Raw genomic sequence first — 23288 nt, forward strand, 5'->3', positions numbered from 1 at the left:
TATGCCGGAATTAAATCCTTTTGTAGCAGAACCTACAGGGACTCGCGGCTGGCGTCGACATCGGCGTCATCAGCAAGCAGCGTGCCTGAATTCGTCGGCACGATGGTGGGCAAAATAACCGGCTCGCGCTTGTACTTGGAATCCATGAGCTTGGAGACCTTGCGGCGCAGCTTTTGCACCATCCGGTAGGTGTCATTCTCGCCCTCTGCGGCGAGATCATTCATGGTGTTTTCCACCATCTCTGCAACCTCGGGCACAACACCGCGGTCATCATCGGAGAAACCGGTGGTTGCCACGGTTGGGTGCTCGAGCAGGCGGGAGGTGCGGTTATCAATCACGCAGGTAATGGATACCACGCCGCCGGCGCCCAAGTTGGTGCGGTCTGCCAAGGTATCGGCATCGACATCGCCCATGGACACGCCATCGACGTAGAGGTGGCCAACCTGCAGCTGGCCGACGACCTCCGCGCGGCCCTTGCGCAGATCCACCACGACGCCGTTTTGTGCCAAGACCGTCCGGTCGCGGGCCACGCCGGTGGAAATCGCCAATTCCTTATTGGCGCGCAGGTGGCGCCACTCACCGTGGACGGGCATGGCATTGCGCGGGCGCGCCGCATTGTACAGGAAGAGCAGCTCGCCGGAGTAGCCGTGGCCAGATGCGTGGACCTTGACGTCCTGGTTGGTGATGACGTTGGCACCAATCTGGGACAGCATATTGATAACGCCGAAGACGGCCTCTTCGTTGCCCGGGATGAGCGAGGAAGAGAAGATGATGGTATCGCCATCGCGCACCGTGATCTGGCGGTGCTCGCGGCGGGCCATGCGGGACAGCGCGGCCATCGGCTCACCCTGCGTACCGGTGGTGATGAGCATCGTCTTGTGCGGGGCCATCTTCGCGGCCTCATCGATGGGGATGATGGTGCCGCGCGGGACCTTCAAAAAGCCCATCTTTTCCGCGATCTCCATATTGCGCATCATCGAACGGCCATTGAAGGCCACCTTGCGGCCATTGGCCACGGCAGCATCGATGGCAGCCTGCACGCGGTAGACGTTCGAGGCGAAGGAGGCCAAGATGACGCGCTGCTTCGCATTAGCCACCAAGCGCTTGAAGTTGGCTGGGATATCGCCCTCGGAGGCGGATACGCCCGGCACGGTGGCGTTGGTGGAATCGCACAGCATGAGGTCAACGCCCTCGTCGCCGTAACGAGACAGCGCCGGAAGGTCGGTCGGACGGTTATCCAACGGGGTTTGGTCCAGCTTGATATCACCGGTGTGGATGATATTCCCGGCCGGGGTGCCTAGCATGATGCCGAGCGCATCCGGCACGGAGTGGTTAACCGCCCAGAAGCGAACGCGGAAGCAGCCGTAGGTCACGTCAGACTTTTCGTTGACCTCAACGAACTTCGGCTTCTGGCGGTGTTCCTTACACTTGGCCGCAATGAGCGCGATGGTGAAACGGGAGGCCACGATGGGGATATCCGGGCGCAGCTTCAGCAGCCACGGGATGGCACCGATGTGGTCTTCGTGGGCGTGGGTGACCACGAGGGCCTTGACCTTGTCGATCTTTTTTTCAATCGGCCCGAAGTCCGGCAGGATGAGGTCCACGCCAGGCTCGCCAGACGATGGGAAGAGCACGCCGCAGTCAATGATGAGCAGCTCATCGCCGTACTCAAAGACGGTCATGTTGCGGCCGATTTCGGAGATACCGCCCAAGGCGTAGATGCGCAGGGTATCCTTCGCCTGCTTTGGCGGTTCCGGCAGGCGCTTGGTCAAATCAGCACCCTGCATGGACTTCGGCACGTTGCGGCGGCCGCGGTTATTGTTATTGCGGCCACGGCCCTTGCCATTGCCGTTCTTTCCGTTGCCACCGTTGTTGTTCTTGTTATTGCCGCCGTGGTTATTGCCACCTTGGCCATTGCCATTATTGCCGTTTCCGCCACGACCACGGCCGCGGCCGCCACGGGAACGCGAGCGGCGGCCGTTGTTATCGCCGTCGTTCTTGTTATCGGCAGAGTTATTCTTGCCAGAGTTGCCCTGTTCCTCATTTCCGGCAGTGCCGGCGTTATTGGCAGGGGCCTGAAATACGGGCGAAGCCGCCTCATTGGAGGCGGTCTCAGTTTCCGAAGGTGGACCCGCCTTGCGGGTGACCTTACGGGAACGGTTACGGGGTTCAGTCATTCTTAAAGGACTCCAGATTGTTCCAAATCACGGCGAAGTACCTCGCGTTCCTCCTCGCTCGCGGCGGTAACAGGAAGGCGGGGATCGCCAACTTCAAAGCCCTGCAGGCGCAGAGCTTCCTTTGCAAATGTCGCTCCGCCCAACCGCGCCTGAGCGCGGGTCAGTGGAAGAAGCGTTGAGTAATTTATTTCTTGCGCGCGGGCCAAATCGCCCGCATCGAAAGCTTCATAGAGTTCTACCAAGGCACGCGGTGCAGCGTGGCCGATGACGGAGATGAAACCCGAAGCGCCGAGGGATAGCCACGGCAGGTTAATCGGATCGTCACCGGAGTACCACGCCAAGTCGGTTTCTTGGATGAGTTCTGCGGCCGCGGAAAGATCGCCCTTGGCGTCTTTCACGGCTTGGATAGTCGGCAATTCCGCAAGGCGGCGGAGCGTATCCGACGCCACTGGGATGCCCGAGCGGCCAGGGATGTCATAGACGCAAATCGGCAGATCCGTAGAATCAGCAACTGCGGCAAAATGCTCATAGACGCCCTTTTGGGAGGGCTTGGAGTAATACGGAGTCACCACGAGCAGGCTATCGGCTCCTGCGGCGGCGGAAGCTTGGGCAACCTCGATCGAGGTTGCGGTGTTATTCGTTCCGGCGCCCGCACAGATCCGGACGCGGTCTCCTACTTCCTCTTTTACGGCCTTGAGCAGCTCCAACTTTTCGTCCAAGGACGTGGTAGGAGACTCGCCCGTCGTTCCACCCAAGATGAGTGAATCCACGCCGTTGTCTACGAGATGAGCTGCCAGGCGGCGACCCGCTTCTACATCCAGCGCACCGTCACGATCAAACGGAGTGACCATGGCGACGCCAATGCGACCGAAGGTGTCAACGCCAGTCTTTGCTGTCATACCTGTGCTCATAGCCGTCAAGGTTACCCGCTAGGGCACCTTTTGGCCGCATCGGGGGGCTGCGTGTTAAGCGTAAGGGCTTGCGGCCATCCGCGTTCCATCGGCCAACGTGGTGATATGGAAGTCATCGAAAAGCGCTGGTGCTTGCTCCTGCAAATGCTTCAAGCACTCCACCGCCACTTCGCGCAATTCCGTATCAGCGTGCTCGGCCGCCCGCGCCCCAATGAAGTGGCGCCACGCGCGGTAATTGCCGGTAACGACGAGCCTCGTTTCCGTCGCATTAGGCAAAACCGCGCGCGCCGCCTGCCGCGCCTGCTTCTTTCGCAGCAGCGCATTCGGCTCATCCAGCTTTTCTTCCAAGGCCTCGAGCAGCTCATCGTAGACAAAACGGGTGTCATCCACGGCCTGCATGACCAACCGGCGCAATTGTTCATCTTCTTCCACCAGCTTGGGCAGCGCTACGTGCATCTCATTGGGATGCACAAAGCGCTGGGATAGCTGCGAAAAGGAAAAGTGCCGGTGGCGCACCAATTCATGGCTGGCTGAGCGCGAGAGCCCCGTGATGTACATCGTCGCCGTGGCGTGTTCCAGAAGCGCCGTATGGCCTACCTCCATGATGTGGTGCAGGTAAGCGGAGTTCGTCGCGGTGCGCGGGTTGGGCTTGTCAAAAGACTCATAACACGCCCGCCCCGCGAATTCGACGAGGGCCTCGCCATCGGTCGCCGTCTCATCGGCACGCCACTGCGTTCCCTGTGGCGGGTGAAACTCGGTGGCGGCAATGAGCTGGATTTTTAGCTCACTCGCAGTGGCCATACCGTTACAGCCCCAAGTACTTGTCTAGTCCGACGACCAATCCCGGGTGCTGCGCAATCTCGCGCACACCGACCAAAACGCCAGGAGTAAAGGAGGAACGGTCGTAGGAATCCTGGCGGATGGTCAGGGATTGCCCCTGCGCACCAAAAATGACTTCCTCGTGGGCCACCATGCCGCGGGTACGCACGGCATGTACTGGGATTCCGTCTACATTCGCACCACGCGCGCCCTCGAGGGACTTTTCCGTCGCATCCGGCATCTCCCCCAGGTCGGCGTCGCGGCGCGCCTGAGCAATGGCCTCTGCGGTGTGGATGGCGGTACCGGAAGGCGCATCCAGCTTGGTGGGGTGGTGAAATTCCACGACCTCTGCGGTCTCGAAGAACTTCGCCGCCTGCTTGGCAAGCACCATGGTCATCACGGCAGAGATGGCGAAATTCGGTGCGATCAGCACGTTTCCAGCGCCCTCTTGGCGGGTCCACTGCTCCACCTGGTCCAAGCGCTCTTTATCAAAGCCGGTGGTGCCCACCACGCAGTGAATGCCGTTCGCGATGCAAAACTCCAGGTTCCCCATCACTGAATCAGGCTGGGTGAAATCTACGATGACCTCTGCGTGATTATCAACCAATTGCTGCAGGTCATCCCCGCGGCTAATTTCCGCTACGAGCTCTAAGTCATCTTCGGCATTAACGCCTTCAACAATCGCCTTGCCGACGCGCCCTTGCGCTCCCAAGACCCCTACTTTGATCGCCATTGTCGGCCTCACTTTCTCAACAACTTTGCGTTAAAGTTCTGCTTCGTTTACCTATCCTATCGCGCTCGCCCATGCGCGGCGGGCAGCCCTCCGAACACCAGAAATACCACTGCTAGACTGGTCGCCATGCAGATTTATATTGCTTCCGTTCCAGTCGATGACGTTGCCCGTGCCCACGATTTCTATGTCGATGTCCTAGGTTTCCGGGTAAAAGATGACGTCACACACGGCGATTTCCGGTGGCTTACGGTCACCAACGCGGACGGCGATGGCAGCGTTGAACTGCTCCTTGAGCCCAAGGGCCACCCTGCCGCTAAGACGTACACCGAGGCGCTGAAGGCGGATAATATCCCGGTCACCCAATTCTTATCGCAGGATGTGGAGAAAGAATACGCCGAACTCAAGGACAAGGGCGTGGACTTTACCATGGAGCCCACCGACGTTGGCCCCTCCATTATCGCAGTCTTTGACGATACCGTGGGTAACCTCATCCAGCTCGTCCAATTGAAGCGCTAGGCCCACGCCTTCGCTACTTTCCCTTGTACAACAATTGCATCACTTCCCCAGTTGGGCCACTTGTGTACCGGTAGAATTGAAAGAGACAACAAGGTAGACAACCTAGGAAGTGGTCACAATGTCTCGATCTACTCTCACCCGCGTTATCGCTGCTGGCGCCGGCATGAGCTGCATGCTCTCGCTGGCTGCTTGCGCTAGCCCCAGCGATGACGAGGCCGCCGATGCCTCATTTGCCACGCAGCAGGAATCCACCAGCTCCACGGCGGAATCGACCACGTCTGCGGCAAAGAAATCAGAGCCTTCCACAACGAACACCGCCGATGACCCAACCAAGACGGTAGAAGACACTGCCCCGTTAAGCCACAATCAACAACAGGCGCTGGCCAATGATCCAAAGCCTGCTTTCGGAGGCATGGGCACGCCCTCCCTCGAGGATCAGCGCCACCTGCCTCCTGGATTGGGTGGCCTCGTTCCCACTCGGATACGGGTAGCCGCGCATGACTCTTTTACCCGCGTCGTGGTTGATCTTGAAGGTGACGGCGAAGCCGGGTGGTTTACTACCTATACGGATCAGCCCGCCCACCAGGCATCGGGACTTCCGGTCGAGGTCAAAGGCGCTACATTCCTCAATCTTGGTATCGAGGGCACCCCGTGGCCATCAACACCAGAGTTAGAGCAAAGGTTCATGGATTCTGGCATCACCCCAGGTGCCGGTGTTGTGCAAGAGATCAACTACACCACCACCTTCGAGGCGCAAACGCAGTTGGTCATCGGGCTAAAGAAGCAAACGCCTTATTCCGTGACCTTCTTGCAGAACCCCAAACGCCTCGTGCTTGATTTCCAAAACTAAGTGATCACGGCGCAGGCATAGAAAATGGCCCTGTTTCCCACCATATCCGGGAAACAGGGCCACTGCTCTAAAGAGCGTCTGAGAGATTAGTCCTCTACTGGCACCAAGGAGATCTTGCCGCGGTTATCAATATCCGCGATTTCTACCTGTACCTTATCGCCAACATTGACTACATCTTCGACCTTCTCGATGCGCTCGTCCCCACCCAGGTTGGAGATGTGGATCAATCCATCGCGGCCTGGGGTCAAGGATACGAAAGCGCCGAATGGAACGGTCTTGACTACCGTGCCGAGGAAACGCTCGCCCACCTTGGGCAACTGCGGGTTGGCAATGGAGTTAACCTTTTCGATCGCAGCGTCTGCGGCCTCGCCGGTAACTGCAGAGATGTAGACCGTGCCGTCGTCCTCAATCGAGACATCAGCACCGGTATCTTCGGTGATCTGGTTGATGGTCTTGCCCTTAGGGCCGATGAGCTCACCGATCTTGTTGACCGGAATTTTCACCGAGGTGATCTTCGGGGCTAGGCCAGACATCTCATCTGGGGAATCGATGACCTCAGCCATGGTTTCCAGAATGGTCGCGCGGGCATCGCGGGCCTGCTCGAGCGCCTGGGCCAAGACCTTAGAAGGAATGCCGTCCAGCTTCGTGTCCAGCTGCAACGCAGTGATGAATTCGGAGGTACCTGCAACCTTGAAGTCCATGTCGCCGAAGGCATCTTCGGCGCCGAGGATATCGGTCAGTGCCACGAACTTTTCCTTGCCCTTGACCTCACCGGAGACCAAGCCCATGGCGATGCCGGCTACCGGCGCCTTGAGCGGAACACCCGCGTTGTAGAGGGACAGGGTGGATGCGCAGACTGAGCCCATGGAGGTGGAACCATTGGAGCCGAGTGCCTCAGAGACCTGGCGGATGGCATACGGGAAATCCTCGCGCGACGGGATGACCGGAAGCAGGGCGCGCTCGGCGAGCGCACCGTGGCCGATTTCGCGGCGCTTGGGTGAGCCCACGCGGCCGGTCTCACCGGTAGAAAATGGCGGGAAGTTGTAGTGGTGCATGTAACGCTTGGACTCGATAGGAGTAAGCGAGTCGATCTGCTGCTCCATCTTCAACATATCCAGGGTGGTGACACCGAGGATCTGCGTCTCACCGCGCTCGAACAAGGAAGAACCGTGCGCGCGTGGTACCAAGTCAACTTCAACGGACAGGTCGCGGATATCGGTTAGCCCGCGGCCATCGATGCGGAAGCCATCGGTCAAGATCTTGCGGCGCACGATCTTCTTCATGACCTCGTTATAAGCAGCGCGAATCTGCTTGGAGGCCACTGCCTCTTCCAGGTCAGCAAACTGCGGCAGCAGGTCTTGTTCGACCTGCTCCATGTGTTCGTTCGTGGCCTCGTCGCGCTCCTGCTTGCCCGGGATCGTCAGCAAGCTCTCCAGCTTCTTGGAAGCGGCCTTTTCCACGGCGGCGAAGACATCGTCTTCATACGCTGGGAAGAGCGGGAACTCCTGGGTCTCCTTGGCGGTGCGCTCTGCCAGGCCGTTCTGGGCCTCACACAGGGTCTTAATGAACGGCTTGGCTGCCTCGAGGCCCTCGGCAACGGCGGCTTCTTGCGGTGCCGGGGCGCCATCGGCAATGCGCTCAGCAACGTTGGTGCCGGCGCCAGCTTCCACCATCATGATGGCGACGTCTTCTTTACGGCCCTTAGTAACGATGCGGCCTGCAACCACCATTTCAAACAGCGCGCGCTCGTGCTGCTCGTGGTTCGGGAACGCCACCCACTGGCCTTCTGGGTGCTTGTCATCAGCGATAAGCGCCATGCGCACGCCGCCGACGGCGCCGGAGACCGGCAGGCCGGAAAGCTGGGTTGCTGCGGACGCGCCGTTGATGGCTACGACGTCGTAGTACTCTTCTGGGTCCTGCGACAGGACGGTGATGACCACCTGCACTTCGTTGCGCAGGCCCTTGACAAAGGTGGGGCGCAGCGGGCGGTCGATGAGGCGGCAGGCCAAGATGGCCTCGGTGGAGGGACGCCCCTCGCGGCGGAAGAAGGAGCCGGGGATCTTGCCGGCTGCGTACATGCGCTCTTCCACGTCCACGGTAAGTGGGAAGAAGTCAAAGTTCTCGCGCGGCTGGTTCGAGGCAGTCGTGGTGGCCAGCAGCATCGTGTCATCGTCGAGGTACGTGGTTACGGAACCATCGGCCTGGCGGGCCAACTGGCCCGTTTCGAAACGTACCGTGCGGGTGCCAAAGTCCCCGTTGTCGAGGACAGCGATAGCTTCGGTAATACCGAATTCTTCATCGATATTGAACTCTACGGAGTTCTGAACGCTCATCTAGTAATTCTCCTTGAATGTTTTAGGCGATCGTCGGTGCCGCCTTTTCCACATTGTTTTTGACAACGGTGAAAATTCTAACAGAGATTCCGCACTTTTGAGCTACGGCAACCGCAATCGCCCCTGCTCCCTACAAGGATTAAGAGGGTATAAAACCACTAATTCCCCTTGCCGCAGGGCAAGGGGACAAATTCGGCTGCAGCCGCGTCGCAATTAGCGGCGCAGGCCCAGGCGGGAAATCAGATCACGGTAACGATCCACGTTGTTTTCTGCCAAGTACTTCAGCAGGCCACGACGACGACCAACCATCAGCAGCAGACCACGACGGGAGTGGTGATCGTGCTTGTGGAACTTCAGGTGCTCCGTCAAAGTATTGATGCGGGAGGTCAGCAGGGCAACCTGTGCCTCGGGGGAACCGGTGTCGGTCTCGTGCAGGCCGTACTCCTTGAGGATTTCGGCCTTCTTCTCAGTGGTCAATGCCATGAGTATTTCTCCTTTATTTCAGTCCACACTATTCTTCAACGCGCAGCGCCGCCGTGGCGAGCTCCGCGTGCCGCAACTGTCGTGAACCACAGTCGCTAAGCCAACTGGTCATCTTACAGCCAATTAGCGTGGCAAATCAAAACGCTGCACTACTTGGCGCCCACCGTGCGGAAAAGTTCTTCGAGGCGGTCTACAAATTCACTGACAAACCGCTCGTTGTCCACGCCCACGGCCACCTTCGCGGTAGGTTGCTGGCTCAGCCTAGTTTCGTCCGCGATGGTGCGCCCGCGGGTGGGGCCTTCCGTATCCGTTTTCATATTGGTTTCGATGACCTCTACCAACGACGGATCTGCGGCTACCGCCACGGCCAGCGGATCGTGCAGGCCGCAGCCGCCCAGGTGAGGCGCCGTGGTGGCATAAGCGCGGATATAGTAATCCACCATATCGGCGAAAATCTCGCCCGCGGCCGTACCGGTTGCCCGCCAGCGCGCGGTTTCTTTTTCCGTCAAGAGGGTGCGCAGGGTGACATCAAGGCCCACCATGGTGACATCTTGGCTGTGGCGGAAGAGGTAATCGGTGGCATCCGGATCCTGGGAAATATTGGCCTCCGCCCACGCGGATACGTTGCCAGGAACAGTCAGCGCCCCGCCCATCATGACGATGTGGGCGTTGGTGGCAAAGGTGGCATCGGCAAGCATGGCCTGGGCGATGGTCGTCGACGGACCGGTGGGGATAATGACCAAGTCATCGCCGTAATCGCGCACAGCTTGCAAGAGGAACTCCGTGACCGGCTGGGTGTCCTCGGTCTTATCGGACGAGGTAAGCGCGACCTCACCCACGCCATTCTGGCCGTGGATGAAGGAGGAAATCTCGCTGGGCTGGAAACCGTCCGGGCTGGGGCCGGCAAAGACCGGGATATCGGGCCTATCCAGCAGCTCCAGCAGCGCCAGGGTATTGCGCACCGCCAGCGGCACCGTGACGTTGCCATAAGTACACGTCACACCGATGAGCTCAAGATCGGGGTGGGCCAAGGCATAAGCCAAGGCCAGGGCATCATCAATGCCGGTATCAAGATCGAGGATCGCCTTCATTTACTTCTCCTTTAAGAAATAGTCTTCGCTCTTGCAGCCTTGCGCGCAGGCATCGGCAGCCAGCACCGTGCGGGCGGCAGCGACGTCTTGGGCCATTGCTTCCAAAAGCTCATCGACGGAATGGAATTTCACCATATCGCGCAGGTGGCCCACGAATTTCACGGTTGCCTCATAGCCATATAGGTCGGCATCGCGGTCCAATACAAAGGACTCCACGGAACGCTCTTCATCACCAAAGGTGGGATTCGTGCCCACGGAAATCGCAGCGGCATAGGCCACTTCGGGCTGCATGTCCCCGTCGAGGGGCGATTCGGAATGGACAATGAACCATCCCGCATACACCCCATCCGCGGGAATGGCTACGGTATCTGGGAAATACTGGTTGGCCGTGGGAAAGCCCAGCTCCTTGCCGCCGCGCCCCGCACCGCGCACCACGGGTCCGGTCACCGTAAAGTGCCGGCCAAGCGCCCAATTCGCCGATTCTATTGCGCCCCGGGACAGGCTCTGGCGAATATAGGTGGAACAAATCTGAACGCCGTCTTCATCCAGCAGCGGGATGATATCGACGCTGAATCCAAACTCCTCGCCCAGCTGCCGCATGGCTTCCGCGGTGCCGCTGGCACCAGCGCCGAAGGTAAAGTTCTCCCCCACCACCACGTGCTGCGCATGGAGTTTTCCCACCAAGAGGTCGCGCACATAGGGCCGCGGCTCCACGCCCTCAAGCTCCTTGGTGAAGTCAATGACAAGCACCATCTCGATGCCCATTTCTTCCGCGAGCTCCAGCCTGCGCTCGAAGCTCACCACGGACAGCGGGGCGCGCTCCGGCAAGAAAACGGAGACCGGGTGCGGGTCAAAGGTCACCATGACGGGGACCTGATTATTCGCCCGCGCATGCTCCACGCAGGCAGAAACGAGCTGCTGATGGCCGCGGTGCAAGCCATCGAAGACGCCAATGGTTACCGAGGTCGGCCCCACGTCCGCGGGGATGTCATCGATTCCGTAACAAATATCCACGGAATCCATCGTAGAGCATAGACTTGTACCCTATGACTGATGCGCTCGCACATTCCGGACTTGTCATTGTTGATAAGCCTGCCGGCATGACCTCCCACGATGTTGTTAGCCGCCTACGCAGGTATTTCCACACCAAAAAGGTCGGCCATGCCGGCACCCTGGATCCCATGGCGACAGGGGTGCTGGTCCTCGGCATCGAACGCGGCACCAAATTCCTCGCGCACATGGTCGCCTCCACCAAGTCCTATTCAGCCACCATCCGCCTCGGCGCTTCTACCACCACCGATGATGCTGAGGGCGAATTTCGCTGGGGCAAGCCTGCGGCCGCGCTGCACCGTTCCGCCATCGAGGCCGAAGTTGCCGCGTTAACCGGCGATATTATGCAAAAGCCCGCCGCGGTTTCCGCCATCAAGATCAAGGGCAAAAGGGCGCATGAATTGGTGCGCGAGGGCAAAGAGGTAGATATTCCCGCCCGCCCGGTCACCATCCACAGCTTTGACATTCATGACCTGCGCACCGAGGGCGATTTCGTTGACCTCGATGTATCCGTGGAGTGTTCCTCCGGCACCTATATCCGCTCCTTGGCGCGCGATATGGGCGAGGCCCTGGGCGTCGGCGGGCATTTAACCGCCCTGCGCCGCACTACGGTGGGGCCCTTTGCGCTTGCCGATGCCCACATGCTCGACGATCTTGCCGAAAACCCCAGCCTATCCTTGAGCCTCGATGAGGCGCTCAAGCGCAGTTTCCCCGTCCTGCCCGTCACCGAGGACGAGGCCGCCGCTTTAGCGATGGGCAAATGGTTAGAGCCGCGCGGGCTGTCCGGGGTTCATGCGGCGGTAGCCCCCAATGGCCAGGCCATCGCGCTCATTAAGGAGAAGGGCAAAAGGCTGGCCACGGTCTTTGTGGCGCGGCCGTCTACCCTCTAAGTCAGTGGCTGAGGGCATTGCTCGAGGAGATCTGAGCGGGTTTCTGTTCAGGCTGAAAAATCAAGGGCCGGAACCAGCGTAGAAACCACGACATAACCGCCCTCTAGAATCCACTTCCCGGTGATAAACGGCACTGGCGTGGGGCGGGCTAGGATATAGGAAATGAAGGTGCCATCCTCGCGGATATCGATCTCTGCTTGATCGAAATCCAGCCACCGATGCGTCATGGGAAACCACGCCTTATAGGTGGCCTCCTTGGCGCAAAACAGCAGGCGGTCTGGGCAGTGCACCCCAGCCTTTTCTAGGCGGGGCAGCTGCGGCATTTCCCCGGCCCGAGCGATCATGGTCAAGACGTGATCGGGCAGGCGCTGCGCCGGCTCCGCATCAAGGCCAATGGAGCGAAAATCCGTGGTGGAGGCCACCACCGCTGCGCGCAGGCCCTCCGTATGCGTCATGGATCCAATGAATCCTTCGGGCCACAGCGGCATGCCCCGCTCCCCGCGCAGGATCGGGTTCGAGCCTGTAAAGCCCAGCTCGCGCAGGGCCTGGTGCGCACACCAGCGGGCATCGCCAAATTCGGATTTCCGGATATCAACCGCGTGCGAGACTATGGACTGTTCTTTAGGGTCAAGATGCTCATAGTTGAGCAGATCGGACTCGCGGGCATCCGTACGCACATAGCAATAACGGGTAGTTTCTGGGAATAGGTCGGGATAAAGCATTAATTCACCTCCCCAAAGGTTGAGGTAACTGGGTATGGCCAGGCAATACGGTGCGGCTGGTTACGCCATTCGCGCGGGTAACCTAGGGAGACTTCGATATGGTCTACCCCATCCACATTCATCTTGGAGGGCATGTGCAGGTGGCCGTAAATGACTGCCTCTGCCTTGTACCGTCGCGGCCACGAACGCGTATGGCGCGAGCCGCTCCACAGGGCGATTTCCGGGAAGCGCAGCACCATCGTGGGCTCTTGCACCAGCGGCCAGTGGTTTATCAAGATGGTTGGGCCCTGCACTCGGGATAAACGCTTAATGGAATACGCCAAGCGGTCCCAACACCACGCGCGCACGTCTACAAAAGGGGCGATAGCTACCTCATCGGTCATGACAAGCTTTTTGGCGCGCGCCTGCTGCACCGCTTCTTCCACCGAGGTCCCCGGTGGGCGGAAGCTGTAGTCATACAGGGTAAAAAGTGGCACGATCGTTATTCCGTTAAAGACCGGGTAAGGGTCCTCCGGGGTGATAACGCCGATCTCCCGGCAGGCGGCAACCAGGTGATCGTATTTTTCGCGCCCCTTGTACTGGTCTTGGGAACGGGAAAATAACTCGTGATTGCCCGGCGCCCAAATAACGGTGTCATAGCGTGCGGCCAAGTCCCGCAAGATGCGCACGATAAGCTCGCTGCGCTCTGCGACATCGCCTGCCACAATGAGCCAATCGGCGGGATCTGGTGGGGCTAGCTCTGCAATGCGCGCAAAGTTATCACTGATTGCGCCGTGAAGGTCTGCTACTGCCCATAACGTTGGCATTACCGCTCCCACCCGCCTTCCTCATTCATCTTCTAAAGTGCTGTTATTACTCGCTACAGCCACTGTAGCGCAGGTACTACTCTGCTATTACAGCCCATTTCATGGAATAGAAGCGGTAGACCACGCCAATCAGGCGGAAGGAAATGAACGCGGCCAAGCCGCACCACACACCGGTAAGGCCCGTGCCCATGGCATGCGCGAGGAGCACCCCAGGCAAAAATCCCAAAAGCACCGAGGCGATAGTCAGGCTGCGCAGGAATGCCGCGTCCCCTGCTCCCAGCAAAACACCGTCGAGGGCAAAGACCACGCCGCCGGCGATGACCATGCCAACGAGGATCCACCACGGTTGGCTCATGGCATCAATGACCTCCTGCGAGGAGGTAAACACGCGCGGGATGACCCCGGCCCCGGCGGCGAAAACCAAGGCGAGGAAGGCGGAAAAGATGGTGGAATACATCACTACCTTGCTTCCCACGCTGCGCGCGTGGCGCGCCGAACCAGCGCCCAAAGCTGCGCCGGTCAAGGCCTGGGCGGCAATAGCCAGGGAGTCCAAAATCAGCGACATGAAATTCCACAGCTGCATCATGATTTGGTGGCCACCCAAGGCCGCAGTGCCCACGCGGGACACCACGGCCGTGGCGGTAAGAAAGGCCACCTGGAAGCTGGCGGAGCGCAAGATCAGATCGCGGCCCAAGATGAGCTGTTCGCGCACGATGTGCCAACGAAATGCCCACGAGCCTTCGTGCTGTTTATACAGCTCGCGCACGAAGAGGCTCGCGATAATGCTCATTCCCATTACGGTGGCGATGGCAGAACCGGCAAGGCCCCACCAGTACACGAATGCAGGCACGGCAATGGCACCGGGAATCATTCCGGCGAGGGTGAAATAGAGCGGCTTCTTGGTATTTTGTACGCCGCGCATCCAGCCATTTCCGGCCATTTCCACCAGTGTTACGGGAATGGCCAGCGCGGCGATCCGCAGCCACAGCGCGGTGCCGGCCGCCGTAGTGGCATCTCCGGTAAGCCACTGGGCAAATACGCCGCCGAAGATCCACATAATAATGGCCAAAAGCCCGCCGACGCCTAAAGCCACATAGGTAGCTTGCACGCCTTCCGCTACGGCTTCGGCTCGCTTTCCAGCGCCAAACAGGCGGGACGAGCGGGCCGTAGTGCCGTAGGACAAGAAGGTCAGCTGCGTGGTCACCACGGTATGGATCGTGGTTGCCGCGGCGAGCGAAGCCAGTTCCTGGGCACCCAAGCGCCCCACCACTGCGGTATCGAGCAGGAGGTAGAGCGGCATCGCGGCCAGGACGCCAAGCGCAGGAAACGCGAGGCCAAAGACCTCGCGTGCGCTTACTGTCGTGGGGGTTGACTGCCTAGTGCTCATCGATGGCACTCACCAGCTCCGCAACGATGGCTTCTTCGCTTCCCTGTGTCATGTACCCGGCAGCCGGAACGTGCCCGCCGCCGCCAAAAGTAGCCGCTAGGGCTGCGCAGTTGATCGCCGTCGAACGCAGCGATACCGCCCAAATCCCGGGCGACTGCTCCTTAAAGACCACGCCCAACTGCGTGCCCTCAAGGGCGCGCACGAAATCCACCAGGGATTCCACTGCGGAGTCCGAATGACCTTCGATATCGGCTAGGCCCGCGATCAGGATACCTATGCCCAGCTCACCGGCATGTTCAATGCGCAGTCCCGCGAGCACGCGGCCGACCATCTGCAGATCATCAGGGGTCGTGGCATCGAGTAAATCCGTGGCGATCTGCTTGGTGTCCAGGCCATAGTGCATCAAACGGGTGGCCACATCGTGCATGGCGGGCCTGCCCCACCGGAAACTACCCGTATCGGTCAAAAGGCCGGCGTACAGGCAATGCGCGATGGTGTTTTCTATCTGCACCGACAGCATGTCCAGGATGGTCAAGATGGCCACCGTGGTGGACTCGCACTCTGAATCAACCAAGTTCACGGAGCCAAATCCAGGATTGGATGAGTGGTGATCGATGCACAACACGCGCCCTGCCGCCGCCAGCTCGGCGATGTCTGCGGAAAATAGGCCGGTGCGGTCGATCGACCCGCAATCCACGGTGACATAAACGTCATAGCCCTGCGGTAGCTCTCGGGTGACCTTGACCTGATCCGCTCCTGGAATGGAGTAAAGGTTAGGCGCAAAGTCCTTATCCTGGCCGATGACCGCGCAGGCATCCTTCCCGCTTTGCTGCATGGCTAAGAGCAGTGCCGTGGCCGAACCAATGGCATCGGCATCCGGGCGCAAGTGGGTGATAATACAGATGCTTTGCGCGCCGGAGATGGCATCGACTGCGTCCTGATATTCCTTGCGGGTCACTTAAGCCTCGTCTTCATCGGAGGTCTTATATGGGTTGGCCTCACCCGCGGGCTGGGCATTTTCCTTCAGCTTCGCTAGCTCTTCATCGCGGGCCCGAGCGCGCGCCAAAAGCTCTTCCATGTGCGCGGAGGCCTCTGGGACGGTATCGAGCTCAAACGTCAGGGTTGGGGTAAAGCGCACGGAGAGCTGATCGCCAACGATCTTGCGCAACTGCCCCTTCGCGCGCTTGAGTGCTTCCTCAGCCTGGTCATAATCGGGTTCTGCCTCGATATCGTGGCCGCGCACCGTGTAAAAGACGGTAGCGTCGTGCAAATCACCGGTGACGCGGGCATCGGTCACGGTGACCATCTCCAGGCGGCGATCCTTAATCTGCAGCTCAATCGCGCTAGCCACGATTTCCTGAATTCGTTTTGCTAGCCGCGCCGCACGTGCGTGATCGACCATGAGAACCTCCAAGCTAAAGGGGAAAAATTTATTCCTAAATTACCGTGTCGCGGTATCAGAAACTACCAGTTTAGTAACTCACCGCACCCAATGGAAACCGCTTGAAAATCCCGCATGCGAAAACGCGAAACGGCCCGTTCTACCTGCCGCACCTAATGGCCAAACTCCGTGGAGAAAGGCCCTCAAGGTGGGCACGCACAGCGGGCCGAAACTAGCAGCGACTAGTCGCGCGGTACCTCGACTTCTTCATAAGCCTGGATGATATCGCCTACCTGGATATCCGGGTAGGACAGCACCATACCGCACTCATAGCCGGCCTTGATCTCGGTCGCGTCGTCCTTCTCGTGACGCAGGGACTCAATCTTGGCATCGGTAGTAATGACGTTGTTATCGCGGAGCAAGCGAACCTTGCCGTTGCGGACAACCTTGCCATCGGTGACCATACAGCCTGCGATGGTACCCACCGAGGAGGACTTGAACAGGGCGCGGATTTCGGCCGCACCGGTGTCGCGTTCCTCGTAAATCGGCTTGAGCATGCCCTTGAGAGCGGCCTCGACTTCCTCGATGGCCTTGTAGATAACCGTGTAGTAGCGGATATCCACGCCCTCTTGGGTGGCGATTTCCGTGGCCTTGCCCTCCGCGCGAACGTTGAAGGCAATGATGACGGCATCGGAAGCGGCGGCCAAGGAAATATTGGTCTCCGTTACGGCACCAACACCGCGGTCGATGATGTTGAGCTCGACTTCGTCCTCGGTCTTGATATCCAACAGGGCATCTTCCAGCGCCTCGACGGAGCCGGCATTGTCGCCCTTGAGGATGAGGTTGAGGGTCGAAGTCTCCTGCAATACCTTGTCCAGATCCTCCAGGGACACGCGCTTGCGCTGCTTTGCCTGCAAAGCAGAACGCTTACGAGCATCGCGCTGGTTGGCAATCTGGCGGGCCACGCGGTCATCATCGACCACGAGCAGGTTATCGCCAGCACCCGGCACGCCGGACAGGCCTTGTACCTGTACCGGGCGGGAAGGACCGGCTTCCTTAACGTCCTCGCCAAACTCATCGAGCATGCGGCGCACGCGACCATGCGCATCGCCTACCACGATGGAATCGCCGACGTGCAGCGTACCGCGCTGGACGATGACCGTAGCCACCGGGCCGCGACCGCGGTCCAAGTGGGCCTCGATGGCCACGCCCTGGGCATCCATCTCTGGGTTAGCCGTGAGCTCGAGGGCGGCATCGGCAGTCAAGATGACAGACTCCAGCAGCTGGTCGATGTTCTGGCCCTGCTTAGCAGAGATATCCACGAACATCGTGTCGCCGCCGTACTCTTCAGGCACCAAGCCATACTCCGTGAGCTGGCCACGGATCTTTTCCGGCTGGGCCTCCGGCTTATCCACCTTGTTCACGGCCACGACAACCGGGATATCGGCAGCCTTGGCGTGGTTGATGGCCTCAACCGTCTGTGGCATGACGCCGTCATCGGCGGCGACAACCAAGATAGCCAAGTCGGTGGACTTCGCACCGCGGGCACGCATGGCGGTAAAGGCCTCGTGACCAGGGGTATCCAGGAAGGTAATGGTGCGCTCGCCATCCACGTCAACCGTGGTCTGGTAAGCACCGATTCCCTGGGTAATACCGCCGGCCTCGCCGGCTGCCTCATTGGTCTTACGGATGGTATCCAACAGGCGGGTCTTACCGTGGTCAACGTGGCCCATGACGGAGACGACTGGAGGGCGATGTTCGAGGGCCTCTTCGCCGCCTTCGTCCTCGCCGAATTGCAGGTCGAAGGACTCGAGCAGCTCGCGGTCCTCGTCTTCTGGGGAGACGACCTCTACCTTGTAGTTGATCTCGTCACCGAGCAGCTGCAGCGTATCTTCCGATACGGATGCGGTTGCGGTGACCATCTCACCCAGGTTGAACAGTGCCTGCACCAATGCTGCTGGATCGGCACCGATCTTCTCCGCGAAGTCAGACAGCGAAGCGCCGCGGCGCAGGCGGACGGTCTGCCCCTTGCCATCTGGCAAGCGGACGCCGCCTACGACGTGCTTCTGCTGCTCTTCAAACTCATGGCGCTTTTGCCGCTTCGACTTCTTGCCCTTGCGTGGTGCGCCACCTGGACGGCCGAATGCACCGGCGGTACCGCCGCGACGCCCACCGCGTCCACCGCGGAAGCCGCCGGGACGACCGCCACCTGGGCCACCTGGACCACCAGGTCCGCCGTGGCCACCGCGACCGCGGCCACCGCGTCCGCCACCGCTCGGTGCCTTGGACGGCATCGAGGCTGGGTTCGGATGCGAAGGCATCATGGCAGGCGATGGACGACGTCCACCGCCGCCACCCTGGCCTTGGTTCTGATCCTGGCCCTGACGGTTATTACCGCCTTCGTTGCGGCCGCCGCGCTTTCCACCACGGTTATCGCCGGGGCGGTTGCCGCGCTGGCCCTTAGAGCCACCGGGGCGTGGGCCTGGGCGGTTGTCCCCGCCACCCGTGGAAAATGGGTTATTGGCCACGCGGCGGGATCCGCCGGGCTTAGGCATCGGTCGCGGCATGGCGTTGCCTGGGGTCGGGCGCTCGCCCGACTTCTTGGCATCGCCTTGACCCGCGTTCTGGCCTGGCTTCGGTGCACCTTGGCCAGGCTTTGGCGCTGGCTTTCCAGCGGCAGCGCCTGGCTTTGGTGCTGCCTGACCTGGCTTGGGGGCAGCCTTAGCGGACCCTGCGTCGGGCTTCGGCGCAGCGTCGGATGGCTTCGGTGCCTGTGCACCTGGCTTAGGGGCGCCGGGCTTCGGCGCAGCGGATTTCGCGCCGCCCTGTGCACCTTGACCTGGCTTCGGCGCAGGCGATGCCGGCTTCTTGGCGTTGCCCTGGCCGGGCTTAGCGGGCTTGGCAGCCTTCTCGGCTTTGTCTGCCTTGCCTTCGGTCGCATCGCCACCGGACTGTGCTTCATAGTGAGCACGCATCTTCTTGACCACCGGTGGTTCGATGGTCGAGGATGCGGTTTTAACGAACTCGCCTTGTTCCTTCAGTGTGGCGAGCAGTTCCTTGCTGGTTACTCCGAGCTGTTTTGCCAACTCGTGAACACGTAGCTTTCCGGGCACTTGTCTCCTCTTGGTATCGCCTAGGAGCCAAGGCCGCGAAAAACTGGCCTGACTCCTAGTTAAACGTTCTGGACTTTCATCGCTGATGCTTCATCGTTGTGCGCTCATCAGTGTTCGGTCTTCCTTTTTAACTCTGGTGTGTACGAATCTTGTGCAGGTTGTTCCGCACACGGTACTTTTTCGCCCTGTACATTTTCGCACTGTGCTTCCAAGTACCTACGTACCTGACCTGTGTCCACGGATGCGGACGTGCGGAGCGCGCGCTTGAAAGCATGTTTGCGCTCAGCTAGCTCGAGTGCAGAAAGCGTGGGGCTAATCCATGCGCCGCGGCCGGGAAGCCGCCGGAATGGATCCGCCACCGCACGGCTGCCGTGGGGATCATTGGCATCAATGACCACCCGCAGCAACTCCGTATCGGGCATGCGTTGACGCGTAGCGATGCAAGTACGAAGCCGTTGAGTCTGCGACATCGAACTCCTTAACTTTCGCTGCGTCTTCATGTCCCTTTCTGCATCTGGGCCGTTTACTAGCCTACGCTATATATCCGCAATTCCTTAATTCGCGTCCGCGTCTGAATGAATATCGATCTTCCATCCGGTCAAACGGGCGGCGAGCCGCGCGTTCTGGCCTTCCTTACCAATGGCAAGGGACAGCTGGTAGTCAGGGACGATGACGCGCGCCACCTGCTCCTCGCTATCGAGCACGGTCACCTTGATCACCTTCGAGGGGGCCAAAGCATTGCCCACATACACGGTGGGATCCTCGCTGTAATCGATGATGTCGATCTTTTCCCCACCCAGCTGGCGCATGATGTTATTCACGCGCTGGCCGCGCGGGCCGATGCACGCACCCTTGGCGTTCAGGCCCTTCGCGTGACCGATGACGGCGACCTTCGAGCGGTGCCCAGCTTCGCGGGCAATGGCGATCATTTCCACGCTGCCATCCGCAACTTCCGGAACTTCCAGTTCAAAAAGACCGCGCACCAGCTCCGGGTGGGTCCTGGACAAGTTGATCTGCACATTGGCGCCATTGCGGTTTACCCCCACCACATAAGCCTTGATGCGGTCACCGTGCTGCAGCTTTTCCCCGGGGATTTGTTCTGCGGGAAGCAGGATGCCGTCCTGCGATTCCAGTTCAGAGCCGAGCTGGACCACGACGATGCCGCGGGCATTGGCATGCGCATCGCGCTGGACGATGCCACTGACAACGCGCCCGCTAAGCTCCGAATAGGAATCAAAGGTGCGCTCGGCTTCGGCCTCGCGCAGCTTGCGCAAAATGGCTTCGCGTACGGCGCGTGCACCCACGCGGCCAAAGTTATCCGGGGTGTCATCGTATTCACTGGTTACTTCCCCGGTTTCGGGGTCACGCTCAGTAACGATGACGCTGACGGCACCGGTGGTGGTATCGATGTCTACCCGGGACTTGGTGCCTTCGGCCTTACCCTCCGCGGTGGATTCGCGGTAATCCAGGTAGGAATACAACAAGGCACTCGCAATCGCCTCCAACAGGTCATTGACGGGGACCTGTCGTTCGGATTCGATGGTGCGAAGTGCCTCAAGATCAATATTCACTTGTCTGTCCTCTCGATTGCCGGTTAGCTCTCGGCTTCTGCAAATGGCTGGTGCACGGCGTCTAGCTCACGTTGTGATGGCTGTGCAAATTCAATTTCTACCACTGCGTGGGCAATGTTTTCCAATCGCTCCACTTCTGTATGCACCTCGTTTTTCTCAGAGGTGATAAGGACAACGGCATCTTCGGCCGCGTTGAGCGCACCGATGCGCGCGGTATGGCTCTTGTCGTCGCCGCGATTAAAGGTCACCTTCCGCCCCTGATTGCGGCGCCAGTGACGCGGTGAGGTCAGCGGCAGATCCACGCCTGGGGTGGAGACCTCCAAGGTATATCCGGCGCCAAAATTCAGCTCACCCGTTTCCTCTTTCTCATCGAAGAAGGCCGAAATATCGTCGGAGACCTCTTCCAAGACATCGGAGCTAGGCCGCTTATCACCATCGATGCGGATGATGACCTGTGATTTCTTTCCCGCCTTGGTGGTTTTAATATCCTCCACGTCGAGCCCGCGGGCTGCAAGGCGAGGTTGGAGCAAATCAGTTAATTGTTGTGCATCTGGGAAAGCCATGCCCACTAGCCTACGTCCTTCGAGGTACAGTCTTTTGGGTGAACCGCCGACGTATTGCTTTAACCTGTGTAGCCTCGACTGCCACCCTGCCCGCGCTTGCGGGTTGTTCCGCAGTCGATTCCGTCGTCGACTATTTTGGCCCGCGCCCAGAAGACGCACTCGAGCGCCTCGCCGTGGCCGCCGCGAGCGATGGACTCGCCCTCCAAGGTGTCGACGATGAAGCCGCGGATATGCGCAGCTCCCAGGCCGATGCGCTGTTTGCGGAAATTGCGCGCCTCTGCGGCACCGATGACCAAGGCAATGTCCCGCACAGCTGTGAGGTGGACCGGCCCACGCAGGCACCTCCTGCCACAGATTCCTCCCAGGTGCTAGAGGAGGCCGCCTCGGCCACCACGGAAGCCGCCGATGAGGTCAGTTCTGAGTCGCGGCCGATAGTTACCCAACAGGCCATTACGCTCAATGCCTGGCTGCCTGGCGATGCCCCCGATATCCCCACGCTCTCCCAACCCCAGCGCGAAAGCGCCACCGATTTGCTGCAGTGGGAATACGAGCAGGTCTTTGGGCTGGATTTCGCGCGGGCCTATAGCGATCCTGCTGCCGAGGGGCGCATCGATAAGCTCTTAAGCCTCCATCACCACCGCATCGACCAGCTGCAGGAGGCGATTAGCCAAAACGGCGAGGTTCCACAGCCAGAGCCTGCCTATTCCTCCGGTGGAACAACGCTTCCCAGCGATGCGGATTCCGCTGCCGCATTCCTGGATACCATGATGGAGCAGGACGCGGATAAGTGGCACGCTGCCGCAGTGGCCGCGGCGCAAGAGGAAAGCCCAAACCAGGAGTGGCTGAACTGGCTTATCGGCATCGCCGCCGAATCCCAGGCAGCATAGCGCCCAGCGTTGCCTTACATCCCCAGCCTGAAGATTCACTGGCCGGCGGGCAGTGAAAAATCAGCGAGTTATAGGCCGATATTCATTGCTAATGCCTCCAGACCCTACGTAATTTGGTGGATTACGTGCTTGTTGGAGATTCCACGAGCCAAAACAATGAGAAGGAGTGCTTTCTCAATGCGTACTAAGAAGACCTTGCTCACTATGGCAGCAGCTACGTTGGGCATCGCGGGCATTGCCGCCCCTGCCGCCAACGCCGCCCCGGAAAGCGCGTGGGACCAGGTCGCCGCGTGCGAATCCGGCGGTGACTGGCACATCAACACCGGCAACGGCTACCACGGCGGACTGCAGTTCTCGCAGCAAACCTGGGCCGGTAGCGGCGGCACCCAGTACGCGCCCACCGCTGACCAAGCCACCAAGGAACAGCAGATTGAAATCGCTGAAAACGTCCTTGCCACCCAGGGAGCTGGCGCATGGCCTAATTGCGGCGGCCCCGTGGCCGGCTAATAGGCTTCCTGATACAGCGGTAGCGTGATGCCGCCTTGAGCGCGGCATCACGCAAGCAACCGACTCCCCCATTTTCCACTTGGGATCTATTTCCCGGGAAAATTGGGGAGTCGGTTTTTAGGTTTTATGCCCTACCCTGCGCGATCTTCCATGCGTAGCGAATCAACGGAATCTGCAGCGGCAGGCGAATGATGTGATACAGCTTCTTCGGCCATCGCGCATCGCGCTCGATCCAGGCGTGGTACATATTCGCCGGCCACACGGCAAGAAATAGCGCCGCGGCAGAGGCGCCGCCGGATTCGCGGGTGGCGCGATCGGTGAGCAAATAGCCGGTGGCTATCTCCCAGGCGCCGGAGGCGAAGTTGTACAACCGCGGCGAGCCCGGCAGCTGCGGCGGCACAATAGATTCGAAGGTTTTGGCGCGCAGGAAATGCAGCGTGCCCATCGTGATAAGGGCTGTGGGGAGCACGTTTTTATGAAAGTTCATACTCCCCTACG

The 23288-nt window shown here is 59.9% G+C and carries 23 protein-coding genes; 5 read left to right on the forward strand and 18 right to left on the reverse strand.

What is annotated here, in order from left to right; genetic code table 11:
* Positions 1 to 32: 32 nt before the first annotated feature.
* From CACC_RS07320 to dapB, 4 genes are read right to left on the reverse strand one after another with little or no spacing between them, the layout of a single operon-like run.
* Positions 33 to 2177, reverse strand: coding sequence for a ribonuclease J (locus tag CACC_RS07320; RefSeq protein ID WP_023022816.1), 2145 nt, complete (start codon positions 2175 to 2177; stop codon positions 33 to 35).
* A gap of 2 nt (positions 2178 to 2179) precedes the next feature.
* The gene (gene dapA, locus CACC_RS07325) at positions 2180 to 3088 is read right to left on the reverse strand and encodes a 4-hydroxy-tetrahydrodipicolinate synthase (RefSeq protein WP_034654087.1); all 909 of its coding nucleotides are present in this window, start codon (positions 3086 to 3088) and stop codon (positions 2180 to 2182) included.
* Between the two features lie 54 nt (positions 3089 to 3142).
* Positions 3143 to 3889 carry an FAD-dependent thymidylate synthase gene (gene thyX, locus CACC_RS07330; protein ID WP_005278811.1) on the reverse strand — a complete coding sequence of 249 codons (747 nt, stop codon included), beginning with the start codon at positions 3887 to 3889 and terminating at the stop codon, positions 3143 to 3145.
* A 4-nt stretch (positions 3890 to 3893) separates the two neighbouring features.
* Positions 3894 to 4640: a 4-hydroxy-tetrahydrodipicolinate reductase gene (dapB, locus tag CACC_RS07335; RefSeq protein ID WP_005278809.1), complete on the reverse strand. Its 747-nt coding sequence runs from the start codon at positions 4638 to 4640 to the stop codon at positions 3894 to 3896.
* Between the two features lie 126 nt (positions 4641 to 4766).
* Between dapB and CACC_RS07340 the strand changes: the two genes are divergently transcribed.
* The gene (locus tag CACC_RS07340; protein ID WP_005278808.1) at positions 4767 to 5156 is read left to right on the forward strand and encodes a VOC family protein; all 390 of its coding nucleotides are present in this window, start codon (positions 4767 to 4769) and stop codon (positions 5154 to 5156) included.
* 118 nt (positions 5157 to 5274) lie between these two features.
* Positions 5275 to 6006 (forward strand): AMIN-like domain-containing (lipo)protein, encoded by a 732-nt coding sequence (locus tag CACC_RS07345; protein ID WP_005278806.1) that lies wholly within the window; start codon positions 5275 to 5277, stop codon positions 6004 to 6006.
* An 86-nt stretch (positions 6007 to 6092) separates the two neighbouring features.
* Here CACC_RS07345 and CACC_RS07350 read toward each other — a convergent pair whose 3' ends face one another.
* The 4 genes from CACC_RS07350 to CACC_RS07365 all read right to left on the reverse strand — a co-directional run bounded on the left by CACC_RS07350 (position 6093) and on the right by CACC_RS07365 (position 10936).
* Entirely contained in the window at positions 6093 to 8339 is a 2247-nt protein-coding gene (locus CACC_RS07350; protein ID WP_005278804.1) for a polyribonucleotide nucleotidyltransferase, read from the reverse strand.
* 213 nt (positions 8340 to 8552) lie between these two features.
* Positions 8553 to 8822 (reverse strand): 30S ribosomal protein S15, encoded by a 270-nt coding sequence (gene rpsO / locus CACC_RS07355; RefSeq protein WP_005278802.1) that lies wholly within the window; start codon positions 8820 to 8822, stop codon positions 8553 to 8555.
* 149 nt (positions 8823 to 8971) lie between these two features.
* Positions 8972 to 9913, reverse strand: a complete 942-nt coding sequence (locus CACC_RS07360; protein ID WP_005278790.1) for a nucleoside hydrolase — start codon at positions 9911 to 9913, stop codon at positions 8972 to 8974.
* A complete protein-coding gene (locus tag CACC_RS07365; RefSeq protein ID WP_005278788.1) occupies positions 9914 to 10936 on the reverse strand; it encodes a bifunctional riboflavin kinase/FAD synthetase in 1023 nt (340 codons plus the stop codon). It lies immediately after the preceding gene.
* Between the two features lie 23 nt (positions 10937 to 10959).
* Here CACC_RS07365 and truB point away from each other — a divergent pair, with 23 nt between their 5' ends.
* Positions 10960 to 11853: a tRNA pseudouridine(55) synthase TruB gene (gene truB / locus CACC_RS07370; RefSeq protein WP_005278786.1), complete on the forward strand. Its 894-nt coding sequence runs from the start codon at positions 10960 to 10962 to the stop codon at positions 11851 to 11853.
* Between the two features lie 47 nt (positions 11854 to 11900).
* On the opposite strand, the gene CACC_RS07375 is transcribed toward truB, so the two are convergent.
* The 9 genes from CACC_RS07375 to rimP form a co-directional block, all read right to left on the reverse strand.
* Positions 11901 to 12575 carry a 4'-phosphopantetheinyl transferase family protein gene (locus tag CACC_RS07375; protein WP_005278783.1) on the reverse strand — a complete coding sequence of 225 codons (675 nt, stop codon included), beginning with the start codon at positions 12573 to 12575 and terminating at the stop codon, positions 11901 to 11903.
* On the reverse strand, positions 12575 to 13381 hold the full coding sequence (locus CACC_RS07380) for a metallophosphoesterase family protein (RefSeq protein ID WP_005278781.1): 807 nt from the start codon (positions 13379 to 13381) through the stop codon (positions 12575 to 12577). The genes CACC_RS07375 and CACC_RS07380 overlap by 1 nt, the downstream gene beginning before the upstream one ends.
* A gap of 76 nt (positions 13382 to 13457) precedes the next feature.
* Positions 13458 to 14768 (reverse strand): MATE family efflux transporter, encoded by a 1311-nt coding sequence (locus CACC_RS07385; protein WP_005278779.1) that lies wholly within the window; start codon positions 14766 to 14768, stop codon positions 13458 to 13460.
* Positions 14758 to 15726, reverse strand: a complete 969-nt coding sequence (locus tag CACC_RS07390; protein WP_005278777.1) for a DHH family phosphoesterase — start codon at positions 15724 to 15726, stop codon at positions 14758 to 14760. The genes CACC_RS07385 and CACC_RS07390 overlap by 11 nt, the downstream gene beginning before the upstream one ends.
* On the reverse strand, positions 15727 to 16170 hold the full coding sequence (gene rbfA / locus CACC_RS07395) for a 30S ribosome-binding factor RbfA (RefSeq protein ID WP_005278773.1): 444 nt from the start codon (positions 16168 to 16170) through the stop codon (positions 15727 to 15729).
* 221 nt (positions 16171 to 16391) lie between these two features.
* The gene (gene infB / locus CACC_RS07400; RefSeq protein WP_035108446.1) at positions 16392 to 19262 is read right to left on the reverse strand and encodes a translation initiation factor IF-2; all 2871 of its coding nucleotides are present in this window, start codon (positions 19260 to 19262) and stop codon (positions 16392 to 16394) included.
* Positions 19263 to 19369: 107 nt separating this feature from the next.
* A complete protein-coding gene (locus CACC_RS07405) occupies positions 19370 to 19732 on the reverse strand; it encodes a YlxR family protein (RefSeq protein ID WP_005278765.1) in 363 nt (120 codons plus the stop codon).
* A gap of 84 nt (positions 19733 to 19816) precedes the next feature.
* Positions 19817 to 20833, reverse strand: a complete 1017-nt coding sequence (gene nusA, locus CACC_RS07410; RefSeq protein ID WP_005278763.1) for a transcription termination factor NusA — start codon at positions 20831 to 20833, stop codon at positions 19817 to 19819.
* Positions 20834 to 20856: 23 nt separating this feature from the next.
* Positions 20857 to 21396, reverse strand: a complete 540-nt coding sequence (gene rimP, locus CACC_RS07415; RefSeq protein WP_005278760.1) for a ribosome maturation factor RimP — start codon at positions 21394 to 21396, stop codon at positions 20857 to 20859.
* 38 nt (positions 21397 to 21434) lie between these two features.
* Between rimP and CACC_RS07420 the strand changes: the two genes are divergently transcribed.
* Positions 21435 to 22283 carry a DUF4439 domain-containing protein gene (locus CACC_RS07420; protein ID WP_035108445.1) on the forward strand — a complete coding sequence of 283 codons (849 nt, stop codon included), beginning with the start codon at positions 21435 to 21437 and terminating at the stop codon, positions 22281 to 22283.
* 177 nt (positions 22284 to 22460) lie between these two features.
* Positions 22461 to 22790: a transglycosylase family protein gene (locus CACC_RS07425; protein ID WP_005278755.1), complete on the forward strand. Its 330-nt coding sequence runs from the start codon at positions 22461 to 22463 to the stop codon at positions 22788 to 22790.
* Between the two features lie 124 nt (positions 22791 to 22914).
* Here CACC_RS07425 and CACC_RS07430 read toward each other — a convergent pair whose 3' ends face one another.
* Positions 22915 to 23277, reverse strand: coding sequence for a DoxX family protein (locus CACC_RS07430; RefSeq protein ID WP_005278753.1), 363 nt, complete (start codon positions 23275 to 23277; stop codon positions 22915 to 22917).
* Positions 23278 to 23288: the final 11 nt, after the last annotated feature.

Source organism: Corynebacterium accolens (assembly GCF_023520795.1).
Taxonomy (GTDB): domain Bacteria; phylum Actinomycetota; class Actinomycetes; order Mycobacteriales; family Mycobacteriaceae; genus Corynebacterium; species Corynebacterium accolens.

Bases quoted from the DNA above. Each gene is read 5' to 3' on its own strand.
- CACC_RS07320 (WP_023022816.1), bottom strand. From the start codon at position 2,177: ATGACTGAACCCCGTAACCGTTCCCGTAAGGTCACCCGCAAGGCGGGT.
- dapA (WP_034654087.1), bottom strand. From the start codon at position 3,088: ATGAGCACAGGTATGACAGCAAAGACTGGCGTTGACACCTTCGGTCGC.
- thyX (WP_005278811.1), bottom strand. From the start codon at position 3,889: ATGGCCACTGCGAGTGAGCTAAAAATCCAGCTCATTGCCGCCACCGAG.
- dapB (WP_005278809.1), bottom strand. From the start codon at position 4,640: ATGGCGATCAAAGTAGGGGTCTTGGGAGCGCAAGGGCGCGTCGGCAAG.
- CACC_RS07340 (WP_005278808.1), top strand. From the start codon at position 4,767: ATGCAGATTTATATTGCTTCCGTTCCAGTCGATGACGTTGCCCGTGCC.
- CACC_RS07345 (WP_005278806.1), top strand. From the start codon at position 5,275: ATGTCTCGATCTACTCTCACCCGCGTTATCGCTGCTGGCGCCGGCATG.
- CACC_RS07350 (WP_005278804.1), bottom strand. From the start codon at position 8,339: ATGAGCGTTCAGAACTCCGTAGAGTTCAATATCGATGAAGAATTCGGT.
- rpsO (WP_005278802.1), bottom strand. From the start codon at position 8,822: ATGGCATTGACCACTGAGAAGAAGGCCGAAATCCTCAAGGAGTACGGC.
- CACC_RS07360 (WP_005278790.1), bottom strand. From the start codon at position 9,913: ATGAAGGCGATCCTCGATCTTGATACCGGCATTGATGATGCCCTGGCC.
- CACC_RS07365 (WP_005278788.1), bottom strand. From the start codon at position 10,936: ATGGATTCCGTGGATATTTGTTACGGAATCGATGACATCCCCGCGGAC.
- truB (WP_005278786.1), top strand. From the start codon at position 10,960: ATGACTGATGCGCTCGCACATTCCGGACTTGTCATTGTTGATAAGCCT.
- CACC_RS07375 (WP_005278783.1), bottom strand. From the start codon at position 12,575: ATGCTTTATCCCGACCTATTCCCAGAAACTACCCGTTATTGCTATGTG.
- CACC_RS07380 (WP_005278781.1), bottom strand. From the start codon at position 13,381: ATGCCAACGTTATGGGCAGTAGCAGACCTTCACGGCGCAATCAGTGAT.
- CACC_RS07385 (WP_005278779.1), bottom strand. From the start codon at position 14,768: ATGAGCACTAGGCAGTCAACCCCCACGACAGTAAGCGCACGCGAGGTC.
- rbfA (WP_005278773.1), bottom strand. From the start codon at position 16,170: ATGGTCGATCACGCACGTGCGGCGCGGCTAGCAAAACGAATTCAGGAA.
- CACC_RS07405 (WP_005278765.1), bottom strand. From the start codon at position 19,732: ATGTCGCAGACTCAACGGCTTCGTACTTGCATCGCTACGCGTCAACGC.
- rimP (WP_005278760.1), bottom strand. From the start codon at position 21,396: ATGGCTTTCCCAGATGCACAACAATTAACTGATTTGCTCCAACCTCGC.
- CACC_RS07425 (WP_005278755.1), top strand. From the start codon at position 22,461: ATGCGTACTAAGAAGACCTTGCTCACTATGGCAGCAGCTACGTTGGGC.
- CACC_RS07430 (WP_005278753.1), bottom strand. From the start codon at position 23,277: ATGAACTTTCATAAAAACGTGCTCCCCACAGCCCTTATCACGATGGGC.